The sequence below is a fragment of the Cytobacillus spartinae genome, from assembly GCF_042865285.1.
GTDB lineage: Bacteria > Bacillota > Bacilli > Bacillales > Cytobacillaceae > Robertmurraya_A > Robertmurraya_A spartinae.
On sequence record NZ_JBIACK010000011.1, the window covers coordinates 157,443 to 171,555 of the forward strand.

Here is a 14,113-nt window from a genome sequence, read left to right on the forward strand (position 1 = left end):
CGCTATCAGGTTCCTTGTGTAATATTTGTTTTAGGGAGACAAACTAGGGGTTAGAACCAATAAGGGAAGAGACTCACGGACATGGGTGGAACAAGCTTCTCTTGGAATGTTTAAGAGAATTCGTGGAAAAACAAAATTAAGTTTGCACAAAAAAAACAAAAAAATGAGGTTTAGAAATGGTCAATGTCATTACAGAAATAACTATTAACTCTCCTAGCGATAAAGTCTCGAGTTATGCAGCTGATCCTGATAATACACCTAGTTGGTATGTGAATATTAAATCAGCAGAATGGAAAACAGAAAAACCATTAAAAGTTGGATCCCAAGTTGCTTTTACTGCGCATTTTCTTGGAAGAAAACTTGAATATATTTATGAAATAGTGGATTTTGTACCGGGACAAATACTAGTGATGAAGACTGCTCAGGGTCCCTTTCCGATGAAAACAACGTATACTTGGGAATCAGTGAGTGACTCTTCAACACGAATGACACTAAGAAATGAAGGGTCCCCAACTGGTTTTTCCAAGATTTTTACTCCCTTTATGTCAACCATGATGAAGTCAGCAACGATGAAGGATTTAAAAAAACTGAAGTCAATTCTTGAAAGCTGAGAAGTACAAAACATAACTTGATAAAACAGATAATTACTCTTAACGTAATATCTGTTTTTTTTTGCTGCTGGGAAGACTTGTGGATTACCGTACTTTTTCACATCAATCGATTAGATAAATTTCTTTTAGAATCATTTTCTAGTAAACTATTAATACAGAAAAAGTGGATGAGGGGAAAAAATGAAAAAAAGAATTAGTATTATTTGTGGAAGTGTTTTAGGGGTATTATTGATCGCATTAGGTTTTGCTGGTAACTATTTCTACAGTGTAAGCGTCGATCGAAGTCACGGTTCCGTAGAGCTGCATGGTGGGGAAGAGGCTGAGCCAGTTAGTGCAACCGTTGATGAAGAGAAACTAGCAGAACAGGAAGCGATAGCGTGGCAGGAAGCTCAAGACTTTGAAATACTGGAACACGTCTCTGAAGACGGATTAAAGTTGAAAGCAAAGTTCTTAAAGAGTGAACCCTCTAGTGGAAAAGCAGTTATCTTAGCCCATGGTTACAGAGGCCATAGTGACCAAATGCCTGGTATAACTAGATTTTATCATGAGCAAGGGTTCGATGTGTTAAAACCAGATGCACGTGGACATGGGGAAAGTGAAGGAGATTATGTTGGTTACGGTTGGCATGATCGTAAGGATTATCAAAAATGGATAGATTTGCTAATTAATGAAAAGGGTGCTACAAACATACTTTTACATGGGTTTTCTATGGGTGGAGCCACTGTTTTAATGACAAGTGGGGAAGACTTACCGGATGAAGTAAAGGGAATTATTAATGACAGCGGGTATACTTCTGTTCGAGAAGAATTGGTTCATCAACTAAAGCATATGTATGGTTTACCATCTTTCCCTCTGATGGAGGTAACTAGTTTCATTACTAATTTAAGAGCGGGATATACGTTTGAAGAAGCTTCTGCTATTGAGCAGGTTAAAAAGAACACCCGTCCGTTGTTGATCATACACGGTGATCAAGATGACCTCGTCCCAACAGAGATGGCTTATCGTATAGAAGAGGTAGCAAAAAGTGATAAGGAGTTATGGATCGTACCTGGTGCAGGGCACACAAAGGGGTATACTGTTGCTAAGGAAGAGTATGAACAACGGGTACTAGATTTCATTACAAAAGTTCTTGATTAATAAGATTTAATAAGAATAATCCCGGGAATATCTATTCCAGGTACATAAATATGAAATAGGATGCTAAGATCCCTAATGATTAAGCATCCTATTATTGTGCCCAATATCTGGTCCCCAAAAAACAATTTGGAAGAGGATCTTTCATTTTGTGCCGTGTTACAGTTAAATTCCTATTTCATAGAAAATAGAATTCTTAAAAATAAATACATTTTTAGCTTTGCTCTTTAATCACTATCTTCATTCCTAATATCTGCTGAATCATCATAATCATAACGAAACCCATCTATTTGCCCAGACACACCCTTATGATCAGTATTTTTTTGTAAGGCATCTTCTAAGTTTCTTAATTTATTATTTTCCTGCTCATTTTTTGACTTCATTATCGTCACCTCCATATTTCACCTATCTATTATTAGGAAAATAATGTTTTTTATTCTTCCGGAAAAATTTCCTTCATAAGTTCTAGGAGATTATAATAACTAACATCCGAGGACCAGATTCATCTGCTATAATAGCTTGAAATATCAATTCTTATTGTTATCCTTTAAGGATCTAAATAGCCTATAACATATAACAAACCATAAGAACCCTAATTATTAAGGAAAGGTGATTGATTATGAAAACAATCGGCCTAATTGGTGGAATGAGTTGGGAATCGTCCAAACTATACTATGAGATTATTAATGAAAAGGTAAAAGAATCCTTAGGTGGTGTTCACTCAGCAGAATGTCTTATGTATTCCTTCAATTTTGAGCAAATAAAAGAATTACAATACAAGGGGGAGTGGGAAAAAGCCACAGAGTTGATGGTGAATGTTGCACACAAGCTAGAGAATGCCGGCGCTGAATTACTAGTGATTTGTACAAATACGATGCACATTTCAGCAGATACCATTCAAGAAAATATTAAAATCCCACTGTTACATATTGCTGATGCAACTGCATTAGAGATAAAAAAAGACCACAAAAACAAGATTGCCCTACTTGGAACAAAATTCACGATGGAAAAAGATTTTTACAAAGGCAGATTAGAAAAGGATCATGGAATTCAGGTGATCATTCCGAATGAAATGGAAAGAGAAGTTATCCATGATATTATATACAACGAGCTTGTTTTAAGAAAAATTGAATCTACTTCTAGGGAAGAGTACAAAAAGATTATAAGTAACCTAAAGGATAGGGGTGCAGAAGGAGTTATTCTTGGGTGTACGGAAATAGGTCTTCTTATTAAACCTGAAGATGTTGAACTAGCTCTTTATGATACCACTGTGATTCATGCTCGATATGCTGTTCAATATGCATTAAAACAGTAAATGTCAAAAAAAGAAGGGTTTTTGCTTAAACAGTCAGCATAAACTCTTCTACAAACTTGGCAACTTCATAAATATTAAAGTCTCTACTGTTATCAAGGGTGTGTTCAGCTTCCGCTAGATGCTTTTTCATATGGTTCATCTTACGGATTTCTCTTACCGTTACATCTCCAACTAAAAGGTCTAAAGATAGGCGCTTAACCTCATCATCTTTATTCTTAAACAAGATATATGCTAGGCAACTAACACGATCCAACAGGCATTCCTCCTACATAAAGACTTATTTAATACTTCCATATTAAGTGCGTAAATCCCTTCTATAATTTGTAAAAAAACCTCGGAATTAAGAAGTGGATTAAATGACTTCTAGACTCCGAGGTTACTTTTTCTGATTTTATCGATGATCAATTGGGACCCATATAAGAGCAGGGATTTAATAAAAAACAATAATGATAATTGGTATTTTTCTAACCTGACTAAACCTCCTATACCGAGGTTCTTAAAGAGACTCATTAAAGGAAAAGTGAAAATTCCATCAACGATTAAATTCGTTACAAGATACGTATAGAATCTTCCAAAGGTATACTTTAGAATCCACATTGCCCCAATTAGGAATGGTCCCCAAAGAAGTGGGAATTCTCCCCCTAATTTCGGATGTAACTTTTCGTAAAACCACCACCATTTTCTTCGCTTTGCAATCATACTTTCGAGGCGAACGACCAATAGTATAAAAATAGTTGCCGGTAAAAACCTTCTAATCGTATCTTTTCCCAAAAGCGGAACCGTGATCCATGGGGAAATAAGCAATGCTAAAAGGATTATCTTCGTATGACTACTTTTAAGCACTAAACTCCTCCTCTCATACTGAATACGCATAAAATTCCCATGAATTAGATAAATTATATGAATTTCTAAATACTATAGAAAATTGGTAATACTGGGAGTGGATAACTACATGATCTATTTTCTAATTAAAAATTTCATTGACACTTTAGTCACCCGCAATCTATAATAAGCTTAATTAAATATTCTCCTAAAGGGGAGTAGCTTTTACAACGTAGTCGTCATTTCAGAGTCTTGTACTCTCGGCTGTGTTGGCAACCATGAGTTGTTAGCAAGACCTTTACTTACTGGTAAGGGTTATATGTTTTTTATTTATGAATTTAAACCTTTACCATTGGTAAAGGTTTTTTTATGCATAATTAAAGGAAAATTTTTACAAATAAATATAGAGGAGGAAGCAGAATGAAGAGAGTAAAACCATCTTTAAATGATTTAATAAACAAAAACAAAGAAGAACTTTTGAAAAATAGAGAAAAGCTCGAACTCATTGAAATAAAGGTTGAAGAGAAGTACGTTAATACCAAAAATACAAGTTCTAAGGAAAATTAAAATTTACTGGAGCAAAGTCATGAATTAAATGCTTGGTTAAATAAAATGTTAGGAGGTCTTTATTATGGAATTCTCGATTTTATTAGAATACGCTTGGGTGTTGCTCTTATTAATTGCAATTGAGGGAATATTAGCTGCTGACAATGCACTGGTCTTAGCCATTATGGTTAAACACCTCCCAGAAGAGCAGAGAAAAAGGGCATTGTTTTACGGGCTTGCAGGTGCGTTCGTATTCCGATTTGGATCGTTATTTGCTATCTCTTTCTTAGTAGATGTGTGGCAAGTACAAGCATTGGGTGCTCTATACCTGCTATTTATCGCAATTAACCATATTGTTCGAAAATTAGTGTTCAGTAAATTTAAGGATAAGAATGAGAATAAAGGTGAAAAGAAAAAGTCAGGATTCTGGATGACAGTCTTAAAGGTTGAGTTGGCAGACATCGCTTTTGCGGTAGATTCAATTCTCGCTGCTGTTGCGTTAGCAGTTACACTACCAAATACGAATTTACCTGCTATTGGCGGTCTAGATGGTGGAAAGTTCCTCGTCATCTTTGCTGGTGGACTTATTGGCCTTATCATCATGCGTTTCGCAGCTAACTTCTTTGTAAGGTTGCTAAACACAAGACCTGGTCTAGAGATTGCTGCTTTCTTAATTGTAGGGTGGGTTGGGGTTAAACTAGCTGTATTTACCATGTCACACCCAGAAGTAGCGATTATACCAGTTGGCTTTGCAAAAACACCTGAATGGAAAATCTTCTTCTATGTTGTTCTTCTTTTAATTGCAGTTGGAGGTTGGTTCCTTTCTAAAGAGAAAAAAGAAAGTGTAAAGGACCGTTAAATAACTATCTTATATAAAGAGCTTTTACTAAGGGAATTAACTCCTTTTATTAAAGCTCTTTTTTGTTTCCTACAAAAGCAATAGAAGGATTATACAAATAAAGGAAGAACATTATAGGTAGCACGAATGCAAAGGGGGACATTGAAGTTTATCTTTAAAGCAGATATAAACGGTTGGTGAAGTACAACTATTCAGTTGAAAAATATTGTAATAATAATATGAGGTGAAATGATGCAAGATGTAAAAGGAAATTCTGAGGAATACAACGATCCAATTTTATATGATACGGAAAATGATTTTGTCATTGAGGTCCCTTTCTTATCGAAATGGGCTTCTAAACCAAATCAAATTATCATTGATTTAGCATGTGGAACAGGTAGAGTTACTCTTCCTCTGGCAAAGGAAGGGTATAAAGTAATAGGTGTGGACCTACATACAGGCATGATAGATAGGGCAAAAGCGAAAGCTGCTGAACTAAATTTAGATATAGAATGGTTTCAACAAGATTGTTGTAACCTTGATTTAAAATTAAAAAGCAACCTAATCTATATGGTAGGAAATTCATTTCAACACTTTTTATCAAATCAAGAACAAGATCAACTCTTCACGTCGGTTAATCAGCATTTAGAACTTGAAGGGGTTTTTATCTTTAATACTCGATTTCCAAGTACAGAAGAACTGTTACAGCCGAACACAGAGGAGTATTGGCGCACTTATACGGACAAGTCGAGCGATAATACAGTTGATGTCTATACCATAAGTAATTATGATTCTCTTAAACAAATTCAACACTATAAAACCATTAGAAAAATAAAGAATAATCTTGATGAGATGATAGGCCAGAAGGAAACAAATATCTACTTAAGATATACCTTTCCTAAAGAGTTGGAACGACTGATCTCCCAACATAGTTTTGAAATTATCGATATTTTTCAAGATTGGAACGAAAAACCTATATCTAATGGTAGTTATGAAATGGTTTATGTTTGTAGGAAAGTAAAATAAACGTTAGAAAATAATCATAGTAAATTAGGTGCCGGTTTGGAAAAAGCCCTATGTTTAAACCATGAAAAATGTGTATTTTTATAAGCATGGGAAAGACTATTTTGTATTGGATATTTTTCATTCCTACTGTTTATTCATTTCTCAAAAACAAAGGAACCCATTTCCTAAGGGGGAAGAAAATTGACTTATATTCTTTTACTAGTTGGATTTGCATTATTAATTAAGGGTGCTGATTATTTTGTGGAAGGAGCATCAAAAATTGCTCAATCTCTAAATGTCTCACCATTATTAATAGGTCTTACCATTGTTGCGTTTGGAACAAGTTCACCGGAAGCCACAGTAAGTATTGTTGCAGCTTTAGAACAAAATGCTGGGGTTGCCATTGGAAATGTTGTCGGTAGTAATATATTTAATATAACGTTTGTAGTAGGAGTAACAGCTCTACTAAACCCATTAACAGTTGAAAGTGAAACCATTCGAAAGGAAATCCCATTTACACTTTTAGCTAGTATTGCTCTAATAGTGTTAATTAGCGATATTAGTCTACAGTCATTTCAAAACAACTTTATAACTAGAAGTGACGGGCTGATTTTTCTGTTGTTTTTCGCCATTTTCCTATACTACATTTTTGAAGTAGCAAGAAATAGTCGTGATCAAATGAAAGAATCTCCGAAAGCTCAGAAAGAAAAGACTTTTTCGGGAAAAAGCGTTCTATTTACCATCTTAGGTTTAGCAGCAATTATCTTTGGTGGAGATTTGGTTGTAGATAATGCTAGCAAAATTGCTATATCGTTTGGAATGAGTGAAACATTAGTCGGATTAACCATCGTAGCAGTAGGAACATCTCTACCAGAGTTAATTACTTCTGTTACAGCAGCATTAAAAAAGGAAAGCGAAATTGCACTAGGGAACATTGTAGGGAGCAATATTTTTAATATTCTTTTTGTGCTGGGGGCAGCTTCCGTAATTTCCCCGCTCGCAGTAGACAGCAAGATATTTATTGATGTACTGCTTATGATTTTACTTACTGGAGTCCTTCTTATCTTCTCAAGAACCCATTTCAAAATTGGGAAGTATGAAGGTATTTTCCTAGCCAGTGCTTATATCTTGTATATGGTCTATATCATTATTAGAAATTAAATAAAGTCACTAAATTTATTCTTTAGTTAAAACCCGAATGTCTAATATTCGGGTTTTTGTCTGGAAAGGAATTTCATCAAGTTGTTTAGAAGTTTATTCTGCTGGTCATGAAAAGGAGATGGTTGGATGGCAAAGGAATTATTAGCTGATTTTAAAGAGTTTTTAATCAGCTATCGAGAGGCATGGAATAGTTTAGATGAAGCGCAAATTGTGTGTCACTCCTCAAATGCTTTACAGGTTAGGTGGGCATCCCACAAAGAAATTGTTAGTGATTGGGATTATAATGGTTCGGAAGTTGGGTGGAAACAGGCATATGAAAGTTATAAAGGGAGAAATCCTAAATGGTACTTTGAGGATATTCTTACAGAGATAAATAAAAATAAAGAAGCAATAGCTGTATTTTGGGTGAAGTTTGAGATTGATGGTGAAATATTCGAAAATAAATTACTTTTTGTTGAGACATTTCGTAAAGAGGAAGGGGTTTGGAAGAAGATTAGAGAGTATGTGGAAACTAGTTTCAGTAGCTCAGATGCTATGGCGTTTTTTTAAGGCCTCTAGAGGGTAATCATTTTGAGTTACCCTCTAATTCGCAACACAACATAATCATTCGTGTACTGGGTGGCTTTTCTTAATTTTCCCGAGAATTTCTCTCCAAATTTGTTCATCTTCAGAGACGAAATGTCCTGCTCCTGGTATATAGTTTGTTTCGCAGTCGGGTATAGAAGCAGCAAGCTTTTTCATTTCATCAAATGGTGACATCTTATCGTTTTCACCATGCCAGACATAAACAGGTGTCTTAATTTCGCTTGCTGAAAATCCCCACGGTTTTGAAAGAAGAACGGGTTCATTTACACATTCGTCTACTGACATTCTAAATGCCTCGCCTAAATGAAGCATCATAGCTTTGACGTCTTCATCTGTTTGTAAGAATTTTCGATCCCACTCGTTCAAGTGTTTATTCCCTTTTTTAGTATCTCTTATATATTTTTCTGGCTTTTCAGTCATGATCTTTTTGTGCAAACGATAACTGGCTCTCATTAGCCAAGGAGCTTTCTTATCTAAAATAAAGGCTAATTTATTTGCCGTCATCATACTTTTTGGTGGTTTTCCGTTCGGGAAAGGGGTGGCACTTGCTATTAAAGTAGCAGAATGTAGTCTTTCAGAAAGTTTAAAAGCGCAAGCTGCTGCAAATGCACCGCCACCTGACACACCGATTATAGAAAACTTATGCAAATTGAATTGATCAGCTACTTCAGAAACATCATCAGCCCAGTCTAAGAGAGTTCGGTTAGGCTTTGGGGTTGATAGTCCAAACCCAGGGCGTTCTATACTTATAAGTCGAACTCCCAATGATTTAGCAACATCATCGTCGTCTAAATATAACAGGCGAGATCCAGGAGTACCATGAAAGAACAGTACGGGAATCCCAGTTTTATCTCCATATTCAATGTAACCTATTTTACGACCGTCTTTTAATTGTATCGTAAAGTCACTCATCGATAACTCTCCCTTATATTAAGTTTGGTTAATAGTTTAATTAACTTAAGTGTTATACAAAAAAATTAATCTTTCTGATGTGTCTCAGATGCAATTTTATATAATTTTTCGTGAAGATCCAGGAGTTTTTCAAGATCTTCCTTAGGCAGCTTAGCATAATATTTGTCTATAATGTAAAGCTGATTATGATCCACCATTTTATTGTATTCAATGCCTTTTTCTCCTAGTTGAACGATAATCTCTCTCCTGTTTTCTGAATTAATTTCTCTTTTAACGTATTTCCCTTTTTCTAGCTTGGATATTAGTTGGCTAGCTGCGCTTGCGGTGATAGAAAAATATTGTGATATCTCGTTAACGGTACGGTTTTGCACTCTTAAAAGCTCTAGGATAATTTTTTGCTTAGTAGATAGATTAGAAAATTCGTTATCGTGTAGCTTCTTAAAATCCTCTAAAAAAAAGGAACTCAGCGCATTAGAATAATCGACAATTTTTAAGCATATTTTTTGAATATCTTGATTCATAAAATCCACCTCTTAACTTAATTATAATGCACGCTTAATATTTAAGTAAAGTTAAATATTTAGTGATATTACATTACTTTTGTTTATACCAAACCGAGTTCAAGTTAAGAATAAGAATAGAAAACCTTTCGGTATTAAGAAATGGCAATGCCTTTTTAGATTTTTAGCTCCAATCTAAAATGGTCTGTACATTAAACAGTCCTAAAGCCTTTACCCCCCTAAAGATGTTGGGTATAATAGACAAATGTAATTATCACTATACTGAGATTGTTAATGTGTAGACGAGTTTACTGTAAATAATTTCAAGAGAATAATAGAGGCTAGGCTATTAGAACAAAGTGTTAGATGGGAAAGAAGAGTTTTATCAACTTTGTTTAACGGAAGCTATTTCCCTACTGGAAAGTTAGTTATTGAGTAGCGTAATAGATTTATAAATAAAGGGGTAAAGTTAGTTTTGAAAATTTCAGACAAAGAGTTAATAGAGGCTTATTACTCATCGCTGCAATTAGCGTTAGATCATGATTTTATTCATATGTTAAAAGTAGAACTAGATAAAAGGAATATAAAACTTGACCAAAAAAAGATTCAAAAAAATTAATTACTTTCACACCATTATTAAAGAGTATCTTTGCATACTAGGTGAGAGATAGTTAATTTCAGATCCTGTTAATTTGTTAAATGCACACTTTGTATATCTAATTACACTGGAAAATATTATCATAATAAATAGGGGCTTTATACAATCCGATATTTTAATAGGGGATCTGACATGACACAAAATTTTCTTGAAATAGATTCAATCAATGCAGATATATTTAATAGAGCTTTTGAATACGCACCTATTAGTATGGCAGTCATGGATGAGGAGGGTAAATTCCTTCATGTTAATTCATCTTTATGTGATTATTTAGGTTATACGGAAGAAGAACTTAAGAAAATGAGCTTTCATACCGTTACCCATCCAAAAGATTTAATGCTGGATTTAATGCAAAACACAAGGCTTCTTAATGGAGAAATAACTACCTTTCAAATGGAGAAGCGTTACATCCATAAACAGGGACATACAGTTTGGGGATTACTTAAAGTTTCTCAAGCACCATTTATGGGGAAGATGTTGACAATAGGACAGGTTGTTGACATTACAGAACAGAAGGTTTCTGAGGTGGAACTAAAGCGATTAAAGTCGTTTTATGATTTATCATCAGAAGGAATTGGTATATTTGATTTGAATGGTTGTATCATTCAGGTAAACAGGGCTTTCGAGGAGATATTTGGCTGGAAAGAAGATGAAATCAAAGGGGAAAAATTACCGGTAACACCTGATTTTACACTTGACGATGCACGCTATTTAATAAACGAAACACTTGAAGGAAGAGTAGTACGTAATTTTGAGACCATTAAGCAAAGGAAAGATGGAAGACTTATTACAACCAGTATAAGCATGTCTCCTATATGTGATGAAGAGAATAATACTGTTGCTCTCGCAGGAGTGGTTAGGGATATAACAGAAGAAAAAACAGTTCGTTCACTATTGCAGTCGTTCATTGATAATAATTTGGATCCTGTTTTAATTTTTGATCAAAATGGAATTCTAATAGAAGCGAATCATGCAACCGAAAAGTCATTTGGATGGACTGTAAAAGAATTAATAGGTACGAACATAGATAATCTTCCACTTATTCCCGAAGACCGAATTGATGAGGTTCAAAACTATAAGATTAAAGTTTTAAAAGGGAATGGGTTTTTAGAGCATGAAACAGTACGATTAAGAAAAGATGGCACATACATTAACGTACTTATCACGAGTTTTCCTATAGAGGATCATCAACATCTGATTAACGGGTTTGCCGTAATTAAGCGTGATATTACTGAAAGGAAGAAGGCTGAAGAACTAATGATTCAGTCTGAGAAACTCTCTATTGCGGGCCAGCTAGCGGCTGCTATCGCACATGAAATTAGAAATCCACTTACATCTATTAAAGGATTCCTAAAATTATTGCAGTATTCCAATGAAAAAGATTTATATTATGATATCGTACATAATGAGATCAACCGAATTGAACTTATCTTAACTGAGCTTTTAAGCCTAGCAAAGCCACAAAAATCGAAAATGATACAATGTGATATTCGAAAAACTTTGGAGCACGTTACTTCGTTGCTTGAGGCTGAAGCCAATATGAATAGCATTGAGATTATTAAGAAATTTGATCTAGAAGTGCCAGTAATTTTATGTGATGAAAATCAAATTAAACAGGTATTTATTAACTTTATTAAAAATGCAATGGAAGCTATGTCTAATGGTGGTTCACTAAAAATTGAAGTTTTATTGGATGATAAGATTTTTATTCGTTTTACTGATACAGGATCTGGTATTCCTGAAGAAATTTTATCAAAGATTGGACAGCCCTTCTATACAACAAAAGAAAATGGAACCGGCTTAGGTTTTATGATTAGTAAGAATATTATTGAAAATCACAACGGCACTGTTAAGATTATTAGTGAAGTTAATAAGGGAACTTCTGTTGAAGTAATGTTACCTCTTATACAAGTTCAATAAGATGAGGTGAAAATCCAAAAAGGTCTTTAAACCTTTTTGGATTTTTTAGTTTCATCGTTTAACAAGTTCGTATTTAAATAAATAGAGCAGTTCCTCAATCGTCATATCACCTAAATTTCCTTCTTTCCGTTTCCTAACTGATAAGGATCCTTTTTCCATTTCTTTATCACCAATGATAATCATGAAAGGAACCTTTTGGAGTTCTGTTTCCCTGATTTTTAATCCGACTTTTTCAACTCTATCATCTACTTCAATTCGGTACCCTAATACCTCCAGTTCCGATTTGATTTTATAAGCAAAATCCAAATGGGCATCGGAGATCGGCAGGATTTTTGCTTGAATAGGGGAAAGCCAGAATGGAAATTCACCACCATAGTGTTCAATAAGAATAGCCATAAACCGTTCAATCGACCCGTAAATCGCTCTATGAATTATAATCGGGCGGTGGGGTTTATTATCTTCACCAATGTAATGACAATCGAATTTTTCAGGCATTTGAAAATCTAGTTGGACAGTACCGCACTGCCAGCTTCTCCCCAGGGAATCCAGAATATGAAAGTCAATCTTTGGTCCGTAAAAAGCACCATCTCCTTCATTTACTTGATAACTTATAGACTTTTTCTTTAATACGGATTCAAGAGCATTTTCTGCTTGATCCCACATCTGTACGGACCCCATAAAATCCTCAGGACGAGTAGAGAGCTCAACTTTATAACTAAAACCAAACTCTGAGTAGAATTCATGGATTAAATCTAATACTTTATCAATTTCAATCTCAATCTGATCTTTCCTAACAAATAAATGTGCATCATCCTGAGTGAAAGAGCGCACTCGTAAAAGTCCATTCAAAGAACCTGACAGTTCATGGCGGTGAACTAACCCTAATTCGCCCAAACGAATCGGAAGTTCACGATAACTTCTTCGTTTACTTTTGTAAATTAGCACTGCACCAGGGCAATTCATCGGTTTTAACGCATAATTTTGATTATCAACATTGGAAAAATACATGTTTTCATGGTAATGATCCCAATGACCTGATTGCTCCCACAGTTCTTGTTTCATCATAATAGGTGTCTTGATTTCTTGGTATCCTGATTGTTGATGCTTTCTTTTCCAAAAACCTTCAAGTTCATTTCGCAAAACCATCCCCATCGGTAAGAAGAAAGGCATCCCAGGAGCCTCTTCCATTGACATAAATAACTCTAATTGCTGACTTAACTTTCGGTGATTCTTCATTTCAACTTCATTATGAGTTGACATATTATTTCCTCCAAAAATTTAAATTGAATATAAAAAAGACCACACTCATCCCAAGATAGGGACGAATGTGGTCGTGGTTCCACCCTAATTCCGCAACGTGACTAGCACATTACGCTCAAATCGATAACGGTTTCCCGATTACGGATACTTTTGTTCCCCGCAATAGCTCCAAGGTGGTAAATCAACCTTTTTCTTCAGGGCTTTCAGCCGGTGACCCTGATCTCTGGAAAGAAAAGTTAGGATGAATCATGTCCTTATCAAAGCAATTTATTATTATTTTATATACAAAAAACCGCACTCCTCCCTAGTAAAGGGACGAGTGCGGTCGTGGTTCCACCCTAATTTCGTAATGATGTCATTGTACATTACGCTCAAAAATAATAACGGATCTCCCGATTATGGATACTCTCTTTTCCCCATAATAGCTCCAAGGTGGTAAATGATATTCTTTACTTCAGGGGTTTCAGCCAGCGCCCCTGATCTCTGCAAAGTAAAGGTAGAAATCATTCATGTCCTTATCAAAGCCTTAAAAATATTCTATTGTAACTTGGATTACTTTTAAATTTATTTTCAGAAACATCAAAAAACCACACTCATCCATACGCAAGGGACGAGTGTGGTCGTGGTTCCACCCTAATTTCGTAATGTAGTCAATACATTACGCTCTATAACAGATAACGGATTTCCCGATTATGGATACTTACATTTCCCCATAATAGCTCCAAGGTGGTAAATCATCCTCTTTCCTTTAGGGCTTTCAGCCAGTGACCCTAATCTCTAGAAAAGAAAGTTCAAAATGATTCATGTCCTTTTCTTAGCTTTTTGTAATTTAAATGGTATTTTTAT

16 protein-coding genes and 3 other annotated features are annotated in these 14,113 nt (G+C 35.0%); of the genes, 10 read left to right on the plus strand and 6 right to left on the minus strand.

What is annotated here, in order from left to right; genetic code table 11:
- The first annotated feature begins 176 nt into the window (after positions 1–176).
- Both ACFYKX_RS19690 and ACFYKX_RS19695 read left to right on the plus strand, forming a co-directional pair.
- Positions 177–611 carry an SRPBCC family protein gene (locus ACFYKX_RS19690; protein WP_389362830.1) on the plus strand — a complete coding sequence of 145 codons (435 nt, stop codon included), beginning with the start codon at positions 177–179 and terminating at the stop codon, positions 609–611.
- Between the two features lie 180 nt (positions 612–791).
- Positions 792–1,748 (plus strand): alpha/beta hydrolase, encoded by a 957-nt coding sequence (locus ACFYKX_RS19695; protein WP_389362832.1) that lies wholly within the window; start codon positions 792–794, stop codon positions 1,746–1,748.
- 224 nt (positions 1,749–1,972) lie between these two features.
- Here ACFYKX_RS19695 and ACFYKX_RS19700 read toward each other — a convergent pair whose 3' ends face one another.
- Positions 1,973–2,128 carry a hypothetical protein gene (locus tag ACFYKX_RS19700; RefSeq protein ID WP_389362833.1) on the minus strand — a complete coding sequence of 52 codons (156 nt, stop codon included), beginning with the start codon at positions 2,126–2,128 and terminating at the stop codon, positions 1,973–1,975.
- Positions 2,129–2,364: 236 nt separating this feature from the next.
- Between ACFYKX_RS19700 and ACFYKX_RS19705 the strand changes: the two genes are divergently transcribed.
- Positions 2,365–3,060 carry an aspartate/glutamate racemase family protein gene (locus ACFYKX_RS19705; RefSeq protein ID WP_389362835.1) on the plus strand — a complete coding sequence of 232 codons (696 nt, stop codon included), beginning with the start codon at positions 2,365–2,367 and terminating at the stop codon, positions 3,058–3,060.
- A 25-nt stretch (positions 3,061–3,085) separates the two neighbouring features.
- On the opposite strand, the gene ACFYKX_RS19710 is transcribed toward ACFYKX_RS19705, so the two are convergent.
- Positions 3,086–3,313, minus strand: a complete 228-nt coding sequence (locus ACFYKX_RS19710) for a hypothetical protein (protein ID WP_389362837.1) — start codon at positions 3,311–3,313, stop codon at positions 3,086–3,088.
- A gap of 110 nt (positions 3,314–3,423) precedes the next feature.
- Complete coding sequence (locus ACFYKX_RS19715) at positions 3,424–3,903, minus strand: hypothetical protein (protein ID WP_389362839.1); 480 nt, start codon at positions 3,901–3,903, stop codon at positions 3,424–3,426.
- Positions 3,904–4,302: 399 nt separating this feature from the next.
- Between ACFYKX_RS19715 and ACFYKX_RS19720 the strand changes: the two genes are divergently transcribed.
- The 5 genes from ACFYKX_RS19720 (at position 4,303) to ACFYKX_RS19740 (ending at position 7,981) form a co-directional block, all read left to right on the plus strand.
- On the plus strand, positions 4,303–4,449 hold the full coding sequence (locus tag ACFYKX_RS19720) for an FbpB family small basic protein (protein ID WP_389362840.1): 147 nt from the start codon (positions 4,303–4,305) through the stop codon (positions 4,447–4,449).
- 64 nt (positions 4,450–4,513) lie between these two features.
- Positions 4,514–5,287 (plus strand): TerC family protein, encoded by a 774-nt coding sequence (locus tag ACFYKX_RS19725; RefSeq protein ID WP_389362842.1) that lies wholly within the window; start codon positions 4,514–4,516, stop codon positions 5,285–5,287.
- 228 nt (positions 5,288–5,515) lie between these two features.
- Positions 5,516–6,292, plus strand: coding sequence for a class I SAM-dependent methyltransferase (locus tag ACFYKX_RS19730; protein WP_389362844.1), 777 nt, complete (start codon positions 5,516–5,518; stop codon positions 6,290–6,292).
- A 180-nt stretch (positions 6,293–6,472) separates the two neighbouring features.
- Positions 6,473–7,432, plus strand: a complete 960-nt coding sequence (locus ACFYKX_RS19735) for a calcium/sodium antiporter (RefSeq protein ID WP_389362846.1) — start codon at positions 6,473–6,475, stop codon at positions 7,430–7,432.
- 126 nt (positions 7,433–7,558) lie between these two features.
- Positions 7,559–7,981: a hypothetical protein gene (locus ACFYKX_RS19740; RefSeq protein ID WP_389362847.1), complete on the plus strand. Its 423-nt coding sequence runs from the start codon at positions 7,559–7,561 to the stop codon at positions 7,979–7,981.
- A gap of 54 nt (positions 7,982–8,035) precedes the next feature.
- Here the strand turns inward: ACFYKX_RS19740 and ACFYKX_RS19745 are convergent, their stop codons facing one another.
- Both ACFYKX_RS19745 and ACFYKX_RS19750 read right to left on the minus strand, forming a co-directional pair.
- Positions 8,036–8,929: an alpha/beta fold hydrolase gene (locus ACFYKX_RS19745; RefSeq protein WP_389362849.1), complete on the minus strand. Its 894-nt coding sequence runs from the start codon at positions 8,927–8,929 to the stop codon at positions 8,036–8,038.
- Positions 8,930–8,994: 65 nt separating this feature from the next.
- A complete protein-coding gene (locus ACFYKX_RS19750; RefSeq protein WP_389362851.1) occupies positions 8,995–9,450 on the minus strand; it encodes a MarR family winged helix-turn-helix transcriptional regulator in 456 nt (151 codons plus the stop codon).
- 454 nt (positions 9,451–9,904) lie between these two features.
- Here ACFYKX_RS19750 and sda point away from each other — a divergent pair, with 454 nt between their 5' ends.
- Together sda and ACFYKX_RS19760 are read left to right on the plus strand one after the other, a co-directional pair.
- Positions 9,905–10,048 (plus strand): sporulation histidine kinase inhibitor Sda, encoded by a 144-nt coding sequence (gene sda / locus ACFYKX_RS19755; protein WP_389362853.1) that lies wholly within the window; start codon positions 9,905–9,907, stop codon positions 10,046–10,048.
- A gap of 171 nt (positions 10,049–10,219) precedes the next feature.
- Positions 10,220–12,007: a PAS domain S-box protein gene (locus ACFYKX_RS19760; RefSeq protein WP_389362855.1), complete on the plus strand. Its 1,788-nt coding sequence runs from the start codon at positions 10,220–10,222 to the stop codon at positions 12,005–12,007.
- A gap of 51 nt (positions 12,008–12,058) precedes the next feature.
- On the opposite strand, the gene thrS is transcribed toward ACFYKX_RS19760, so the two are convergent.
- Positions 12,059–13,267: a threonine--tRNA ligase gene (gene thrS / locus ACFYKX_RS19765; protein ID WP_389362857.1), complete on the minus strand. Its 1,209-nt coding sequence runs from the start codon at positions 13,265–13,267 to the stop codon at positions 12,059–12,061.
- A gap of 54 nt (positions 13,268–13,321) precedes the next feature.
- Positions 13,322–13,537, minus strand: a binding site (T-box leader).
- Positions 13,538–13,575: 38 nt separating this feature from the next.
- Positions 13,576–13,798: a binding site (T-box leader), on the minus strand.
- Between the two features lie 72 nt (positions 13,799–13,870).
- Positions 13,871–14,092 (minus strand) — a binding site (T-box leader).
- Positions 14,093–14,113 lie beyond the last annotated feature (21 nt).